The organism is Brevundimonas sp. AVps7 (assembly GCF_058681545.1).
Genome location: NZ_CM178742.1, coordinates 112,053 through 127,991, shown reverse-complemented (window position 1 = coordinate 127,991; position 15,939 = coordinate 112,053). Strand labels below are relative to the sequence as shown.

The following is a 15,939-nucleotide window of genomic DNA, read 5'->3' as shown; positions in this document are numbered from 1 at the left end:
CTGTCAGGATCGGAGGATCAGAGCGCTTCCGCGCCGGCGATGATCTCGATCAGTTCGGTGGTGATCTGGGCCTGGCGCTTGCGGTTGTACTGCAGCGTCAGAGAGTTGATGAGGTCGCCCGCGTTGCGGGTGGCGTTGTCCATGGCGCCCATCTGGGCCCCGAAGAAGCTGGCCTGGTTCTCGTACAGCGCAGCCAGCACCTGGGTGGTGATGTTCCGCGGCAGGACGACGTCGAGGATTTCCTCTTCCGAGGGCTCGTACTCGTAGACGGCGCCGTTCAGGTCGATTGGCGGGGCGTCGCCGTCGACGACCGCCGGGATCAGCTGTTTCGGCGTCGGCACCTGCGAGATGACCGACTGGAAGCGGCTGTAGAACAGGGTCACGACGTCGGCGTTACCGGCCTCGAACTCCGAGGCGATCAGTTCGGCGATCGGCTCGGCGGCGTTCATGCCGATGACCTTGTGCTCGGAGAGCTCGAAGGTGCGCACGATACGGCTGCCGAACTGGCGGGTCAGGCCGTCGCGGACCTTGCGGCCCACGGCGATGATGCTGACGTCCTTACCGGCGGCGAGCAGGGTGTTGATCCGTTCCTTGGCGGCGCGGATGACGTTGGTGTTGAAACCGCCCGCCAGACCCTTGTCGCCGGTCGCGACGACCAGCAGGTGCTTCTGGTCCTTGCCGGTGCCGGCCAGGAGCTTCGGCGCGCCGTCGCCCGAGACGCCGGCCGCCAGGTTGGCGATCACGGCGGCCATCTTGCGGGCATAGGGACGGGCGCTCTCGGCCTGATCCTGGGCGCGCTTCAGCTTGGCCGCGGCGACCATGTTCAGGGCTTTCGTGATCTTCTGCGTCGACTTGACGCTTCCGATCCGATTCCGCATTTCCTTGAGGCTGGCCATCGGGCGCTACTCTTTCAGCTGTCCGGGGTCAGACTTAGGCGAAGGTCTTGGCGAAGGCTTCGATCGCGGCCTTCAGCTCGGCTTCCAGCTCCTTGGACAGGGCCTTGGTCGACTTGATGGCGGCCAGCGTCGAGGCGTGCGCCGAGTGCATGCGGGCCAGCAGTTCCGATTCGAAGCGGGCGATGTCGGCCACGGCGATCTTGTCGAGGTAGCCGCGCGTGCCGGCGTAGATCGACACGACCTGCTCTTCGACGGTCAGCGGCGAGTACTGGGGCTGTTTCAGCAGTTCCGTCAGGCGCGCGCCGCGGGCCAGCAGGTTCTGGGTCGAAACGTCCAGGTCCGAGCCGAACTTGGCGAAGGCGGCCATCTCACGATACTGGGCCAGCTCACCCTTGATCGAACCGGCGACCTGTTTCATCGCCTTGATCTGGGCCGAGGAGCCCACGCGCGACACCGAGATGCCGACGTTCACGGCCGGGCGGATGCCCTGGTAGAACAGGTCGGATTCCAGGAAGATCTGGCCGTCGGTGATCGAGATCACGTTCGTCGGGATGTAGGCCGAGACGTCGTTGGCCTGGGTTTCGATCAGCGGCAGGGCGGTCATCGAGCCCGAACCGTTGTCCTCGTTCAGCTTGGCCGAACGCTCCAGCAGGCGGCTGTGCAGGTAGAAGACGTCGCCCGGATAGGCTTCACGGCCCGGCGGACGGCGCAGCAGCAGGGACATCTGGCGATAGGCCACGGCCTGCTTGGAAAGGTCATCGTACACGATCAGGGCGTGCATGCCGTTGTCGCGGAAATACTCGCCCATGGCCGTGCCCGAGAACGGGGCCAGGAACTGCAGCGGGGCCGGCTCCGAAGCCGTGGCGGCCACGACGATGGTGTACTCCAGGGCGCCGCGCTCCTCGAGCGTCTTGACGATCTGGGCCACGGTCGAGCGCTTCTGGCCGATGGCGACGTAGATGCAGTAGAGCTTCTCGCTCTCCGAGGCGCCTTCGACGTTGATCGACTTCTGGTTCAGGATGGTGTCGATCGCCACGGCGGTCTTGCCGACCTGACGGTCGCCGATGATCAGCTCGCGCTGGCCGCGGCCGACGGGGATCAGGGTGTCGATGGCCTTCAGGCCGGTCTGCATCGGCTCATGCACCGACTTGCGGGGGATGATGCCAGGAGCCTTCACGTCCACGCGGCGACGCTCGGTGAACTGGATCGGGCCCTTGCCGTCGATCGGCTCACCCAGCGGGTTGACGACGCGGCCCAGCAGGCCCTTGCCGACCGGAACGTCCACGATCTCGCCCAGGCGGCGGACTTCGTCGCCCTCGGCGATCTGGGCGTCGGCGCCGAAGATCACGGCGCCCACGTTGTCGCGTTCCAGGTTCAGGGCCATGCCCTTAACGCCGGCCTTGGGGAACTCGATCATCTCGCCGGCCTGGACGTTGTCCAGACCGTGGATGCGGGCGATGCCGTCGCCGACCGACAGGACCTGACCGACGTCAGAGACGTCGGCTTCCACGCCGAAGTTGGCGATCTGGGACTTGAGGATGGCCGAAATCTCGGCGGCGCGGATGTCCATTTGGATCTCTCTGTCTTGGTCTTCAGGGCGGGCGATCAAACCCGCAGCATCGTGTTGGGGCGGAGCGCTATGCGCGCTTGAGGGCGAACTTCATCTGGTCGAGCTTGGTCTTCAGTGAGGCGTCGAACAGCTTCGAGCCGACCTTGACCTTCAGCCCGCCCAGGATCGACGGATCGACGCGGGCGGTCATCTCGGGAGCCTTGCCCAGCGCCTTCATCAGGGCCGAGCGGATATGGGTGGTCTGGGCGGTCGTCAGAGCCACGGCCGAGACCACCTCTGCGGCGACGGCTCCGGTGTGGGCCGAATACAGGGCCTCGAAGCCGGTGATCACCGAGCCCAGGTCACGCGCGCGGCCATTCTGGGCCAGGAGGCCGAGGAAATTCTTTGTGGTGCCGTCGAACTTCGCCTTGGTCGCGATGGCGACGAGGCCCTTCTGCTGGTCTTCGGCGGCGATGACGGGCGAGTTGGCGAGGCGGCGCAGGTCGGCGCTCTCGATCCAGGCGGCCTTCAACGACTTCAGGTCAGCCCGAACGGCCTCCAGTCGGCCGGTCTCGAGGGCCAGGTCGAACAGCGCCTGAGCGTAGCGCGCGCCGACTTCCGTCGTTCTGAAATCGTCAGCCAAGGCCTGTCCGTCCGCTGTGCGTATCTGTTCAAACGACCGGCCGCGAAGCTCGCGCCGGTCAAAGGCTTGTAATGCTTAAGGAAAGCACGCCAAGGGCCGTCTCGTTAGAAACGCCCCCTGGAAGCCGGGCGCCTGATAGCATGGGCTTTTCGCTGTCGCAACCGAAGCCGGGGAACGATACGGTCGCACCCTGCGGGCGCGGGGCAGGCGCGAGCCTCGTCCCCTGTGCGCTAACGTCCGCTTGAACTCTGTCGCGCCCCGTGCGCTACAGAGGAAAATTACACTCGTCCGAAAGACCCCAATGTTCGACAGCATCATCCCGCTTCTCTCCGATCCAGCCGCCTGGGCGGCCCTCGTCACCCTGGTGGTGATGGAGGTCGTGCTCGGCATCGACAATCTGATCTTCATCTCGATCCTGTCGAACAAGCTCCCGCCAGAGCATCGCCAGCGGGTGCGTCGCATCGGCATCGGCCTGGCCCTGGTGATGCGCCTCGCCCTTCTGTCGATCATCGCCTGGCTGGTCGGCCTGATCCAGCCGGTCTTCACTGTCATGGGCAACGAGTTCTCGTGGAAGGACCTGATCCTGATCGCAGGCGGCCTGTTCCTGATCTGGAAGGCGACCAAGGAAATCCACCACACGGTCGATCCGACCCCCTCGCACGACGTCCTCGACAAGAAGGACGTGATGATCTCGAACGCCGGCTCGGCGATCGTCCAGATCATCATCCTGGATCTGGTCTTCTCGATCGACTCCATCCTGACGGCCGTCGGCATGACCGAGCACCTGCCGATCATGGTCGTGGCCGTTCTCGCCGCCGTAACGGTCATGCTGCTGGCCGCCGACCCGCTGGCCAACTTCATCGCCAAGAACCCGACCGTGGTCATGCTGGCCCTGGGCTTCCTCTTGATGATCGGCCTGGTGCTGATCGCCGACGGCTTCGGCTTCCATGTGCCCAAGGGCTATATCTACGCCGCCATGGCCTTCTCGGCCGGGGTCGAGGCGCTGAACATGATGGGACGAGCGGCCACCTCCAAACAGGAGAAGGCCAAGCTTGCCCGTCAGGTCGCCGATCAGGCGGAAGTGCGCGCCAAGGTGGCGGAGGCGGAAGCCGCCGCCGATCCGACACACTGATGCGTGGGCGGGCGTCCCGTCCGGTCGCGGCGTTCGCGGGGCTGATCGGCCTCGCCTTCGCCCCGGCCGTGCTCGCACAGACGGCGGCGCCCGCAGCCCCCGTCGCTCAGGCCGTCGCGCCCGCGACCCAGCCTGCCCGGCCGCCCCGCTACGGCTACGAGATCGTCGCCACCTACCCCCACGACCCCGCCGCCTTCACCCAGGGGCTGGAGTTCCACGACGGCATCCTGCTGGAGAGCACCGGCCGCCATCCGTCCAGCGTGCGCCGCGTGCGGCTGGAGGACGGCGTGGTCCTGCAGAAGCGCGATCTGGACATGCAGTTCTTCGGCGAGGGCCTGACGGCCATCGGCGACCGCATCCTCACCCTGACCTGGCAGGGCGGCCACGGCTTCGTCTGGGACATCGACGACCTGGAGCCGGCCGGGACCTTCTCCTATTCCGGCGAAGGCTGGGGCCTGACCCACGACGAGACGCGGGTCATCCTGTCAGACGGGTCGCCGTCGCTGCGTTTCCTCGATCCCAACACCCTGCAACAGACCGGCTCGGTGCCCGTCACCTACATGGGCCGTCCGCTTGAGCGGCTGAACGAGCTCGAGTTCATCGAGGGCGAGGTCTGGGCCAACGTCTGGCAGACCAACTACATCGTCCGCATCGACCCCGCGACGGGTGCGGTCACCGGCGTCATCGACCTGACCGGCATCCTTCCTGACCCCGTCGACAATCCGGCCGACGACGTCCTGAACGGCATCGCCTGGGACTCGGAGAACCGGCGACTGTTCGTCACCGGCAAGAACTGGCCGAAACTGTTCGAGATCCGGCTGACCGGCCCGCGCTGATCGAAGCGGGCGCGCGCTCAAGCAGCGAGACGCCGCGCGTCGAGCGGTAGCGCCCTACAAGAAGCTGTACGGGTCCACATCCACCGTCAGTCGCACCGATCCGGGCACCTTCACCCGGCTCAGCCACGACCGCAGAAACCCCTGCAGGTCCACATCCCGGTCCGCCCGCACCAAGAGCCGCTTCCGCCGCCGTCCCCGGATCAGACCCAGCGGCGCATCGGCCGGCCCATAGACCTCCAGCCGTTCCGCGTTCGGGATCGCCGCCGCCAGATCGTTAGCCACCTTCTCCACCGCCATCGCATCGATCCCCGACAGGATGATCGCCGCCAGCCGCCCGTGCGGCGGCAGGGAGGCCGCCTCCCGCTCGGCCATCTCGGCCTCGACGAAGGCGTCCCGGTCACCGGCCGCCAGCGCCATCAGCACCGGATGCTCGGGCGTCCAGGTCTGCAGGATCGCCCGCCCCGGCTTGTCCGCCCGCCCCGCCCGGCCCGTCGCCTGGGTCAGCAACTGGAAGGTGCGCTCGGCCGCCCTGAGGTCGCCGCCGCGCAGACCCAGGTCGGCATCCACCACCCCGACCAGGGTCAGATGCGGGAAATTGTGCCCCTTGGCGGCCGCCTGGGTCGCCACCAGGATGTCGATCTCCCCGTCGGTCATCCGCTGGATCAGCGCGCGCATCGCCTTCGGATCAGGAATGGTGTCGGAACTGAACACCGCCGTCCGCGCCTCCGGGAACAGCTGACGCACCTCCTCCTCGACCCGCTCCACGCCGGGTCCGACCGAAACCAGACTGTCCTCGGCCCCGCAGGATGGGCACAGCTTGGGCCGCACCATCGAGAAGCCCGTCAGGTGGCAGACCAGCCGCCCGGTGTAGCGGTGCTCGACCAGCCAGCTGTCGGTGTCCGGCGAGGTCATCCGATGCCCGCAGGCCCGGCACAGCACCACCGGCGCATAGCCGCGCCGGTTCAGGAACAGCAGGGTCTGTTCCCCGACCAGCAGGGTCTCTCCGATCGCCTCGCGCAGCGGCTGGGACAGCCAGGTCTGGGGGTCGGGCGGGTTCTGCCTGAGGTCCAGCAGGCTGATCTGCGGCAGCACCGCCGCCCCGTGCCGGCTCGACAGCTTCAGCCAGCCATAGCGGCCATGATGGGCGTTCCACAGCGTCTCCAGCGACGGCGTCGCCGAGGCTAGGACCACAACCGCCCCCTCGATCCGCGCCCGCGCCACGGCCAGGTCCCGGCCGTGATAGACCAGCCCGTCCTCCTGCTTGAACGACCCGTCGTGCTCCTCGTCGACGACGATCAGCTTCAGGTTCGGGAAGGGAAGGAAAAGCGCCGACCGCGCCCCGACCACGATGTTGCAGCGGCCCGCCACCACCGCCTCCCACACCATTCGCCGACGCGGCGGGGCCACTCCCGAATGCCACTCCGCCGGCGCCGCCCCGAACCGCTTCGTGATCCGTTCGATCAGGGCCTGGGTCAGGGCGATCTCGGGCAGCAGGATCAGGATCTGGGCCGCCGGATCCCGCTTCAGCGTCCGCGCCACCGCCTCCAGATAGGCCTCGGTCTTGCCCGACCCGGTGACCCCGTCGAGCAGGAAGGGCTTGAACCCGCCGCCTTGCGTCGCCGCCGACAGGGCGTCCGCAGCCGCCCCCTGATCCGCGTTCAGCCTCGCCGGGGCATGGTCGGGATCGGGCCGGTCGAACGCCGCCTCCACCTCGATCTCGATGACCTCCAGCACCCCCTCATCGACCAGCCCCTTCACCACAGCCGAGGACACGGCGGCCGCCCGGGCCAGATCCGGCCCCCGCATCGCGTTCTCGCCCAGCGCCTCCAGCACCGCCGTCCGCGCCGCCGTCGGTCTCGCCGGCGCTCGATCCCCGACCCGCCGCACCTTCCGCTCCGGCCGGGGCCGAGGCGCCCGCAAGCCCTTCAGCGCCGTCGCCGCCATCTCGCCAGGCGGGCTCAGGGTCCAGCGCGCGGCCCACTCCACGAAGTCGACCGTCCCCGGTGGCAGGCGCGGATCTTCAAGCTTCGTCTCGACCGCCTTCAGCCGCCGGTTCGATCCCGTCGTCTCCCGCACCTCGGCGACGATGCCCCGCATCAGGCGCGGCCCGAGGGGCACGGCGACCTGATCCCCACGCGCCAGATCCATGCCTTCGGCCACCTCGTAGTCGAAGGCCTCGTGCACTGGCAGGGGAATGAGAACCGAGGCGACTTTCACCGGCAGGCCCGCTCAGCTAGAACCCGCCTCATGAAACTGTTCCTCGACACCGCCGACGTCGCCGTCATCAAGGACATGCTGCCCACCGGGATGGTGGACGGCGTGACCACCAATCCCACGCTGATCGCAAAGTCCGGGCGCAACATCGCCGAGGTCATCGCCGAAATCTGCGCCCTGGTCGAGGGCCCGATCTCCGCCGAAGCCGTGGCCGTCGATTTCGAGACCATGGTCAAGGAAGGCGACAAGCTCGCCGCCATCGCCCCCAATGTGGTCGTGAAACTGCCCCTGACCTGGGACGGCCTGCGCGCGGCCCGCAACTTCGCCGACAAGGGCATCCAGACGAACGTCACCCTGTGCTTCTCCGCCGCCCAGGCCCTGCTGGCCGCCAAGGCCGGCGCCACCTACGTTTCGCCCTTCGTCGGCCGCCTCGACGACCACGGCGCGGTCGGGACGGACCTGCTGGAAGAGATCCGGACCCTCTACGACATCCACGGGTTCGAGACCCGGATTCTGGCCGCCTCCCTGCGGCATCCGGCCCATGTGACGGCCGCCGCCCTCGCCGGATCGGACGCCGCGACCCTGCCGGCCGACACTTTCAAGGCCCTGATCAAGCACCCGTTAACCGACAAGGGGCTTGATGCCTTCCTGGCGGACTGGGGCAAGACCGGCCAGTCGATTCTCTAGCCACGACCCGGCGTTCCGGGAGGAGCGCCGACGTGACGTCCAGGGACCAGACCGCAGACCTGTTCGCCGACCGCGAACTGCACTGGCCGGACGTCCGCGCCTGGTTGCAGGCGCATCCCCAGACCCTGCTCGACGACCGCTCCCTGCTGGAAGAGGTCGGGCTGAAACCCCACGGCCGCAACGTCGTCGAGTTCGGCCGCGCCGCCCTGACCCGACTGGAAGAGGCCGCCGAGCGCGAGGCCGATGCCAGGAAGCGCATCGAATCGGTCGCCCGCGCCAATTTCGCGGCCCAGACCCAGACCCATGTCGCGGCGCTGGATTTGATGGAATCGCGCAACCACTCCGACCTTGCCCGCCGCCTCGACGCGGTGGCGCAAGGCAGGTTCGGTCTCGCGGGCGCCGCCATCGCCGTCGAGAAACCCGGCGGCGTGCCCTTCGGCTGGCGCGGGCTGGAGGCCGGCGGCGTCGATGCCCTGCTCGGCGACCACGGCCTGACCTGGCTGGGCCCCATGTTCGACGGTCTCGACCTGTTCGGCCCGTCGACGGATCAGGCCAGATCCATCGCCCTGATCCGCATGGCCCCGCACCTCGGCGGCGAGCGCGCAGAAGAGGCCCGTCCCGCCCTCTGCGCCTTCGCCTCGCCCGAGGAAGAGGGTTTCACCCCCGGCATGGGCTGCGAACTGGTCGCCTTCATCGCCCGGGTCGTCGAACGCACGGCCGAACGATGGCCCATCCTGAACTGACAGCGTCCGAAGCCCTCTCCGCCTGGCTCGAGCATCTGGCGCACGAGCGCCGGCTCTCGCCCCGGACGCTGGAGGCCTACGGCCACATCGGCCGGCTCTACCTCGCCTTCCTCGAACGCCACCGCGGCGAGCCTCAAGCCCTCACCGACCTCGGAACCGTCACCGCCGCCGAACTGCGCGCCCACCTCGCCGAGCGTCGCAGTGGCGACCACCCTCTGAACGCCCGCTCGCTCAGCCAGACCCTGTCGGCCATCCGCACCTTCCACGTCTTCCTCGACCGGCGCTGCGACACGCCCGCGCCCCAGCTGGCCCTCGTGCGCGGCCCGCGCATGAAGCCGTCCCTGCCCCGTCCGGTCAGCGCCGATCAGGCGCGCGGCATGCTGGCCGAGCCCGCCCTAGATCCCGACGCCGAGCCGTGGGAGGCCCTGCGCGACGCCGCCGTCCTGTCGCTGCTCTACGGCTGCGGCCTTCGGATCTCGGAAGCGCTCGGACTGACCCGCGCCGACGCCCCCCTGCCCGAAAGCCTGCGTATCACCGGCAAGGGCGGCAAGACCCGGATCGTCCCGGTCCTGCCCGCCGTCCGTTCAGCGGTCGACGCGGCCCTGGCCGCCCAGCCCTTCCCGCTGCAGCCGTCCGACGCCCTGTTCCGCGCCCGACGCGGCGGTCCCTTGAGCGCCCGCCATGTGCAGGCGACGGTCCAGAAACTGCGCGGTCGCCTCGGCCTGCCCGCCAGCGCAACGCCCCACGCGCTCAGGCACAGTTTCGCGACCCATTTGCTGGGCGCGGGCGCGGACCTGCGCAGCATTCAGGAACTGTTGGGTCACGCCAGCCTGTCGACGACCCAGAAATACACCGCCGTCGACGCCGCCCACCTGCTGGGCGCCTACGCGGCGGCGCATCCGAGGGCCTAGGGGCGGACGACTGCCGACGAAGGAACGGGAGCGCGGCCGACCTCGCGCCCGAGGGCGTTGGATCCGGGGACGCGATAGTCGACGACGATCGGGACCGAACAGCCGTTCACGCGACGCTCCAGCAACAGGTAGTGACCAACCGGGTCCTGGCCCTCACGCCAGAGCAGGGTGTTGCCCGCGTTCGGATCATTCGCGGGCATGGCCAACGAGGCGCAGCCAACCGGCGACTGGCCGAAAACACGCATCGTTCCCCGCCCTCCGGGCACCGGTGCGGGCGGCATAGGCGGGATCGCCGACTGGGGCGCGGCGGCGAGAAGGAGCAGCATCGACAGCATCGGAACCTCCATCCTGAGCGACCAGTCTACACCCTCCGGCTGCATCACGACATGACTAAACGGTAACGCGGTTACGGCTAGGCGCGCCCCTGCCCCCGTCCTAGGCTCGGGCAAATGCCGCGGGGAGGCGGCCATGATCGAGCGGACAACGCAGACCAGGGACGAACCCGGGCGCGGGGGCCTCGACCGCCGGCTGGTGCTGGGGGGCGGCGCCTTTCTGCTGGCGGGTCCGGGCTGTCCGGCCTCCGCACGACAGGCCGCTCCTCCGCCCGCCGCCGGCCCCGACGCCCCACCGCCGGATGCGCTGTCCCTGTCGGCGAATTTGCTGACCCGGATGGCGGCCGCCGTGCGGCTGAACGGAAGCAGGCCGCGCCTTTTCGTGCTCGACACCGGCGCCGAGCGGACCTCGATCGCCCGCGACCTCGCCGAGGCGCTCGGGCTGGCGCCCGGACCGACCGTGGTCGTCCACGGCATCACATCGGCCGCGACCACCCCCACGGTTCTGGTCGATCGGCTGAACTTCGGCCGGCGTCGCTTCAATCACATGGTCATGCCCGTGTTCGAGCGGTCGCTGCTGGCTGCGGACGGCCTGCTGGGCCTGGACATACTTTCGCAGTTCCGGCTGTCGATGGATCTGGCGGATCGAACCGTCGCCCTGACGCCTTCGGGGCCAGCCTTCTTCGCGCGCGGCATCGCCTCCGTCATTCCAACGCGACTGCCGGGCGGAACAAGGGCGCGCGCCGACGCCTCCGGACAACTCATCCTGACCAACGCCGTGGCGGACGGCGTACCGGTTCAATCGTTCGTCGACAGCGGCGGCCAGTATTCGATCGGCAACACCGCCCTCCTTCGCGCCATCGGCGGTCAGGTCGGCTCCCGCCCCATTCCACTCTACGGCGTCACCGGCCAGACCATGGATGCCTATGCCGGACGCCTGAACACCCTGCAGATCGGCCGACACCAGCTCGGACCCACGCCGCTTCTGTTCGCGGATCTGCACGCCTTCCGGGCGCTGGGGCTCAGCGACCGGCCCGCGCTCCTGATCGGCGCCGACGTTCTCTATCGCTTCCGCCGGGTGGATCTGGACTATGGTTCGCGCCGCATGGGCTTCGGCGGGCTGCAGCCGCGAACCACGCCGTCGGCCGTCGAACGGTAGCTCAAATTCCCCGGATCGCGCCGCCGTCGATGCGGATCAGGGAGCCGGTGACATAGGCCGCTTTTGGACTGGCCAGAAAGGCGGCCACGGCCCCGAATTCGGCCGGCCGGCCCAGCCGTCCGACCGGAATGCTCTCGACCGACTTCGCCTGCGCCTGTTCGGGCGTCACGCCGGTGCGTTCGGCGTTCGACCGATCCAGTTGCTGGATGCGCGGCGTGTCGATACGGCCGGGCAGGAGGGTGTTGACTGTCACCCCGTCGGCCGCGACCTCGGTCGCCAGGCTCTTGGCCCAGCCGGTGATCCCCGCCCGCAAAGTGTTGGACACGCCCAGCACGGGACTCGGCTCAACCGCCGAGGACGAGGCGACGTTCAGGATCCGCCCCCAGCCCGCCGCCCGCATGGCCGGCAGGACCCGGTCGGTCAGGCGGAACACCGACAGCACCATCGACTCGAATTGGGCGCGCCACAGGTCAGGATCGAGCCCCGCCACGCCAGACGGCGGCGGCCCGCCCGTGTTGTTCAGCAGGATTTCGATCGGCCCGCCCAGCAGGCTCTCGGCCCAATCTACGGCGGCCAGCAGACCCGCGTGATCGGCCAGATCGGCCGTCACGACCACGGCCCGGCCGGTCCCCGTCGCATTGATCCCGTCGGCCACGACCTGCAGCTTCGCCGCATCCCGCGACAGCAGGGCGACATACGCGCCCTCCGCCGCCAGAGCCTCGGCCACCGCGCGGCCGAGGCCGCTGGATCCGCCGCAGACGAGAGCGCGCTTGCCCGTGAGCTGAAGGTCCACCCTTAAGCCTGCATGGTCCAGCCCTCGACGCCCATGGCCGCCTGTTTGACGGCTTCGGAGCGGGTCGGGTGGGCGTGGCAGGTGCGGGCGATATCCTCGGACGATCCGCCGAAGGCCATGGTGATGCAGGCCTCGGCGATCAGTTCGCCCGCCGAGGGGCCGAAGATATGCACGCCGAGCACCTTGTCGGTCGTCGCGTCGGCCAGAACCTTCACGAAGCCCTCGGTCTCATGGTTGATCTTGGCGCGCGAGTTGGCGGTGAAGGGGAACTTGCCCTTCTTGAACGCGACGCCCGCGGCCTTGAGCTGTTCCTCGGTCTTGCCGACCCAGGCCACTTCCGGGCCGGTGTAGATGACGCTGGGGACCAGGTCGTAGTCGACGTGGCCCGCCTTGCCAGCGATGTATTCGATGACGGCGACGGCTTCTTCTTCGGCCTTGTGGGCCAGCATCGGGCCGTGGGTCACGTCGCCGATGACCCAGATGCCGTCCTTGCCGGTCTTGAGATGGTCGTTGACGAGGAAGCCGCGCTTGTCGGTCTCGATGCCGACGCTCTCCAGGCCCAGACCCGCCGTGTAGGGGCGACGGCCGATGGCGACCAGTACCACGTCGGCCGTCAGGGTCTCGGCCGCGCCGCCTGCGGCAGGCTCGATCGTCAGGACGACGCCGTCCTTGGCCGCCTTCGCCGAGGTGACCTTGGTGCCCATCTTGAAGGTCATGCCCTGCTTCGTCAGGCCGCGCTGGAAGGCGGTGGCGACCTCGGCGTCCATGCCGGCGCCGACCTTGTCGAGGAACTCGACCACGACGACTTCGGCGCCCAGACGGCGCCAGACCGAGCCGAGTTCGAGCCCGATCACGCCCGCGCCGATGACGATCAGCTTTTTCGGGATGGCCGACAGCGACAGGGCGCCGGTGGAATCGATGATCTTGCCCTCGACGAAGTCCACGCCCGGCAAGGGGGTGGGCTCCGAGCCCGTGGCGATGACGATGTCCTTGGCGGTCAGGCTCGTGACGGTTCCGTCGGCCGCTGTGACTTCCACCTTTCCGGTCCCGACGATCTTGCCCGTGCCCTTGATCCAGTCGGCCTTGTTCTTCTTGAACAGGAATTCGATGCCCTTGGTCAGGGCGCCGACGCTGTCGGCCTTCTGCTTCATCATCTGCGGCAGGTTGACCTTCGGCGTGCCGACATCGATGCCGAGCGTGCCGAACTCCTTGTTGGCGATCTCGAACAGTTCCGAAGCGTGCAGCAGGGCCTTGGATGGCATGCAGCCGACGTTCAGACAGGTGCCGCCCAGGGTCGGGCCCTTCTCGATGCAGGCGACCTTCAGCCCCAGCTGCCCCGCGCGGATCGCGGCGTTGTAGCCTCCGGGGCCGCCGCCGATGATGACGACGTCATAGGAAGCGATTGCAGCGGGGGCGGGGGCGGCGTCTGCCATGAAAACCTCTGGATCGGGCGCGGACGGGGAGTCGGCCGCTGTCCTAGCGTCTGACCCGTGTTGGTCAACCACTGTGGCGGATATGGGAAGCCGGGCCGTGTCCGGCGAGGGGGCTTCTTCAGGCGGTGAGATGACCGGGCGTGCGCCGTCGCGCCCTCCGGCGGGTCAGGACGACGATGGCGATGCCGACCACCAGCAGAACGCCGAGGATCAGCCAGGTCGGATCGACCGGCAGGCCTGCCGGCGCCACAGCTTCGGCCGACCGCTGGGCGATCTCGCCGCCGCCGGCATAGGTGTCGGTCTGAATGGAAGCGCTGGCCGGTCCACCGCCGCTCGACCGGTCGATGGCCAGACGCAGGGCGGCGTCGGCGAGAAAGCCGAGGAAATAGGCCACCGCCGCTCTCGGGTTGCCCGAGCCCAGCATGAAGGCCGCGATCAGGTAGAGGACAACCGCGCCGATCCAGAAGACCGCCTGCGGAATGCCGCCTCCGGCCTCGACCATGGCGGAGGCGCGCTCGGTCGCTACCGAGGGCGCGGCGCCTTCGAAGAAAGGAGAGATGAAAGGCCAGGCCAGCCAGCCCGCATAGCCGATCACGACCAGGACCAGAACGAACCGCAGGATCTTCATGGCCGGGCTCCCAACGACGTGAAACGACGTTCGTTAACCTAGCATGGCCATGCGCATAGCCAAGGCGGAGAGGTCGCTCAGGCGGCGCTTTCGATCCGCGCCTCGGCGGCCGGCAGGGTCAGGGTCGCCTCGGCGCCCTCGCCCTCGGCCCCCGTCAGGGTCAGGCCGCCGCCCGACTGGCGCGCGAAGGCGTGAGCCTGGGCCAGACCCAGACCCGCCGCGCCGTCGCGGGTGGTGAAGAAGGGCTCCAGGGCGCGCATCGCCGTGGCCGCATCCAGCCCCGGACCGGTGTCGCGCACCGTCAGCCGCGCCCCGCCGTCGGCCAGAGCCTCAAGACGCACGGCGACCGAACCCGCGCCGCCAAGCGCCTCGACCGCATTGCGGACCAGGGCCTGGACCGCGCCTTCGAACCCGACCGGATCGACGCGCACCGGCGCCTCGGTCGACGGGCCTTCGATCATCAGATCGACGCCCGGACCGGCCAACGCACGCAGCCGCGTCTCCATGGCCCGCAGAAGGACGGCCGAGTCCAGCACCTGGGCATGGGCGTCCTCACCCTGCGAGAAGGCCGACAGGCGACGCGTCAGGGCTTCTCCCCGCTGGCCCGCAGCGAGCGCCGCCTGACCCAGACGTCGCACGCGGGCGGGGTCGTCGGCGGTCTTCAGCATCATGTCGAGCGCGCTGGTCATGACCGCGAGCAGCGCATTGAAGTCCTGGGCCACGCCGCCGGTCAGGCGACCGACGCTCTCCAGCCGACGCGAAGCCTCGTTGCCCGTCTCGACCTGGGACAGGACTTCGGCACGGGCGTCTTCGGCCAGACGCGTCGCCTGGGCCCGCTCGGCTTCGACCTGGGCGCGCGCGGCCTCCAGCTCGGCCTGCAGCTGCGCCTCGCGCGCCGCGGCGGCTTCGAGTTGCGGAGCGAGGTCGACGACAGGCTCGGCGGGCGCGGTCGCCTCTGCCTCCGGTTCAGAAACGGGCTCCGGGAGCGCTTCGATCGCAACGACGGATTCCGCTTCGGCTTCCATCATCGCCGCCACCGGATCGCCGGCCAGCAGCAGGGCGTCGACGGCCTCTCCGGGCGCGCTAAGCGGAAGGATACGCCAGGCCACGCCGTGGTCTCCGCCCATTGTCGAGACGATCGGATCGGCCTCGCCAGGCTGGGCGTTGAGGGCGGCGCGCAGGGTCTGGCGCCCCTCGACCCGCTCGGTCTCGCCCAGGAACTGGTCCGCGAAATCGGCGCCGATGACGTCCTGAGTCCGTCCGAACAGGGCCAGGGCCTGCGGATTGACCTCGCGGACCACGCCGTGGGCGGAGACAACCACCAGGGCGCTCGACGCCGCCTCGAATACACGGCGCGTCAGATCGTCCCGGGTCGCCACAGGCACGGTTTCGGGCTGGAAGGCCTCGGGCGTCGTCAGGCCTTCGGTTTCAACGATGGCGGCTGTCGAACCGATGATCTGGCCGTGAGAATCCTCGATCGGCATGGCCGTCACCGAGACCAGCATCTTCCGGCGCGTCGAGGGGTTGGCGATGATGTGCTGGAATCCCTTGACCGTCTGGCCGCGCAGGGCGCGGGCGCTGGGCAGAAGGTCCGGCGGCACCGGTCGGCCGTCCGGATAGGTGATGCCCCAGGTCGCCGAGTGGAAGCGCAGTCCGATCAGCTCGGCGTCGCGGCGGCCCATCAGCTGGTGCGCGGCGCGGTTGGCGAAGACGAACTTGCCGCCGCGATCGGTCTGCACCAGGGCGACAGGAATGGCGTTCAGGGTCTCGTAGAGGCGGGTCTCGGCCGCCTCACGGGCCTTGGACACGGCGCCAAGCTCGTCCGATGTCGAGACATGGCGGGTCCGGTTGGTCACCGCGAAGATCAACGACAGGATGGCGACGACCGAGGTCACTGCGGCGACGACGCCCAGTACCAGGACCCAGTCGATATCGCCTTCCATGAACATGTTCGGTCTTCCTGTCTTGGCACGCGTCGGCGTG

15 protein-coding genes are annotated in these 15,939 nt (G+C 68.9%); 6 read left to right on the top strand and 9 right to left on the bottom strand.

The window, feature by feature from the left end; genetic code table 11:
- Nucleotides 1–17: 17 nt before the first annotated feature.
- From ACW17Y_RS00655 to ACW17Y_RS00645, 3 genes are all read right to left on the bottom strand, one after another.
- Nucleotides 18–896, bottom strand: coding sequence for a F0F1 ATP synthase subunit gamma (locus tag ACW17Y_RS00655; protein WP_492036861.1), 879 nt, complete (start codon nt 894–896; stop codon nt 18–20).
- Between the two features lie 34 nt (nt 897–930).
- The gene (atpA, locus tag ACW17Y_RS00650) at nt 931–2,466 is read right to left on the bottom strand and encodes a F0F1 ATP synthase subunit alpha (RefSeq protein ID WP_492036860.1); all 1,536 of its coding nucleotides are present in this window, start codon (nt 2,464–2,466) and stop codon (nt 931–933) included.
- A 67-nt stretch (nt 2,467–2,533) separates the two neighbouring features.
- Nucleotides 2,534–3,088, bottom strand: a complete 555-nt coding sequence (locus ACW17Y_RS00645; RefSeq protein ID WP_492036859.1) for a F0F1 ATP synthase subunit delta — start codon at nt 3,086–3,088, stop codon at nt 2,534–2,536.
- Between the two features lie 301 nt (nt 3,089–3,389).
- Between ACW17Y_RS00645 and ACW17Y_RS00640 the strand changes: the two genes are divergently transcribed.
- Both ACW17Y_RS00640 and ACW17Y_RS00635 read left to right on the top strand, forming a co-directional pair.
- A complete protein-coding gene (locus tag ACW17Y_RS00640; RefSeq protein WP_492036858.1) occupies nt 3,390–4,220 on the top strand; it encodes a TerC family protein in 831 nt (276 codons plus the stop codon).
- Nucleotides 4,220–5,056, top strand: a complete 837-nt coding sequence (locus ACW17Y_RS00635) for a glutaminyl-peptide cyclotransferase (protein ID WP_492036857.1) — start codon at nt 4,220–4,222, stop codon at nt 5,054–5,056. Before ACW17Y_RS00640 ends, ACW17Y_RS00635 begins: the two co-directional genes overlap by 1 nt.
- Before the next feature lie 54 nt (nt 5,057–5,110).
- On the opposite strand, the gene ACW17Y_RS00630 is transcribed toward ACW17Y_RS00635, so the two are convergent.
- Entirely contained in the window at nt 5,111–7,273 is a 2,163-nt protein-coding gene (locus tag ACW17Y_RS00630; protein WP_492036856.1) for a primosomal protein N', read from the bottom strand.
- A gap of 30 nt (nt 7,274–7,303) precedes the next feature.
- Here ACW17Y_RS00630 and fsa point away from each other — a divergent pair, with 30 nt between their 5' ends.
- From fsa to ACW17Y_RS00615, 3 genes are read left to right on the top strand one after another with little or no spacing between them, the layout of a single operon-like run.
- Nucleotides 7,304–7,957 carry a fructose-6-phosphate aldolase gene (gene fsa / locus ACW17Y_RS00625; RefSeq protein WP_492036855.1) on the top strand — a complete coding sequence of 218 codons (654 nt, stop codon included), beginning with the start codon at nt 7,304–7,306 and terminating at the stop codon, nt 7,955–7,957.
- Between the two features lie 32 nt (nt 7,958–7,989).
- Complete coding sequence (locus ACW17Y_RS00620; RefSeq protein WP_492036854.1) at nt 7,990–8,700, top strand: DUF484 family protein; 711 nt, start codon at nt 7,990–7,992, stop codon at nt 8,698–8,700.
- Nucleotides 8,682–9,611, top strand: coding sequence for a tyrosine recombinase XerC (locus ACW17Y_RS00615; protein WP_492036853.1), 930 nt, complete (start codon nt 8,682–8,684; stop codon nt 9,609–9,611). Before ACW17Y_RS00620 ends, ACW17Y_RS00615 begins: the two co-directional genes overlap by 19 nt.
- On the opposite strand, the gene ACW17Y_RS00610 is transcribed toward ACW17Y_RS00615, so the two are convergent.
- On the bottom strand, nt 9,608–9,946 hold the full coding sequence (locus tag ACW17Y_RS00610) for a hypothetical protein (RefSeq protein WP_492036852.1): 339 nt from the start codon (nt 9,944–9,946) through the stop codon (nt 9,608–9,610). The two genes, ACW17Y_RS00615 and ACW17Y_RS00610, sit on opposite strands and share 4 nt — an antisense overlap.
- A gap of 133 nt (nt 9,947–10,079) precedes the next feature.
- Between ACW17Y_RS00610 and ACW17Y_RS00605 the strand changes: the two genes are divergently transcribed.
- Nucleotides 10,080–11,102 carry a retropepsin-like aspartic protease gene (locus ACW17Y_RS00605; RefSeq protein WP_492036851.1) on the top strand — a complete coding sequence of 341 codons (1,023 nt, stop codon included), beginning with the start codon at nt 10,080–10,082 and terminating at the stop codon, nt 11,100–11,102.
- Nucleotide 11,103: 1 nt separating this feature from the next.
- Here ACW17Y_RS00605 and ACW17Y_RS00600 read toward each other — a convergent pair whose 3' ends face one another.
- From ACW17Y_RS00600 to ACW17Y_RS00585, 4 genes are all read right to left on the bottom strand, one after another.
- Nucleotides 11,104–11,895, bottom strand: coding sequence for an SDR family oxidoreductase (locus tag ACW17Y_RS00600; RefSeq protein WP_492036850.1), 792 nt, complete (start codon nt 11,893–11,895; stop codon nt 11,104–11,106).
- 2 nt (nt 11,896–11,897) lie between these two features.
- On the bottom strand, nt 11,898–13,328 hold the full coding sequence (gene lpdA, locus ACW17Y_RS00595) for a dihydrolipoyl dehydrogenase (protein WP_492036849.1): 1,431 nt from the start codon (nt 13,326–13,328) through the stop codon (nt 11,898–11,900).
- 118 nt (nt 13,329–13,446) lie between these two features.
- Entirely contained in the window at nt 13,447–13,956 is a 510-nt protein-coding gene (locus ACW17Y_RS00590) for a hypothetical protein (protein WP_492036848.1), read from the bottom strand.
- 77 nt (nt 13,957–14,033) lie between these two features.
- Nucleotides 14,034–15,905, bottom strand: coding sequence for a PAS domain-containing sensor histidine kinase (locus ACW17Y_RS00585; protein ID WP_492036847.1), 1,872 nt, complete (start codon nt 15,903–15,905; stop codon nt 14,034–14,036).
- Nucleotides 15,906–15,939 lie beyond the last annotated feature (34 nt).

Coding starts and splice junctions, on each gene's coding strand:
- ACW17Y_RS00655 (WP_492036861.1), bottom strand. CDS start 896: ATGGCCAGCCTCAAGGAAATGCGGAATCGGATCGGAAGCGTCAAGTCG.
- atpA (WP_492036860.1), bottom strand. CDS start 2,466: ATGGACATCCGCGCCGCCGAGATTTCGGCCATCCTCAAGTCCCAGATC.
- ACW17Y_RS00640 (WP_492036858.1), top strand. CDS start 3,390: ATGTTCGACAGCATCATCCCGCTTCTCTCCGATCCAGCCGCCTGGGCG.
- ACW17Y_RS00635 (WP_492036857.1), top strand. CDS start 4,220: ATGCGTGGGCGGGCGTCCCGTCCGGTCGCGGCGTTCGCGGGGCTGATC.
- fsa (WP_492036855.1), top strand. CDS start 7,304: ATGAAACTGTTCCTCGACACCGCCGACGTCGCCGTCATCAAGGACATG.
- ACW17Y_RS00615 (WP_492036853.1), top strand. CDS start 8,682: ATGGCCCATCCTGAACTGACAGCGTCCGAAGCCCTCTCCGCCTGGCTC.
- ACW17Y_RS00610 (WP_492036852.1), bottom strand. CDS start 9,946: ATGCTGTCGATGCTGCTCCTTCTCGCCGCCGCGCCCCAGTCGGCGATC.
- ACW17Y_RS00605 (WP_492036851.1), top strand. CDS start 10,080: ATGATCGAGCGGACAACGCAGACCAGGGACGAACCCGGGCGCGGGGGC.
- lpdA (WP_492036849.1), bottom strand. CDS start 13,328: ATGGCAGACGCCGCCCCCGCCCCCGCTGCAATCGCTTCCTATGACGTC.
- ACW17Y_RS00590 (WP_492036848.1), bottom strand. CDS start 13,956: ATGAAGATCCTGCGGTTCGTTCTGGTCCTGGTCGTGATCGGCTATGCG.
- ACW17Y_RS00585 (WP_492036847.1), bottom strand. CDS start 15,905: ATGTTCATGGAAGGCGATATCGACTGGGTCCTGGTACTGGGCGTCGTC.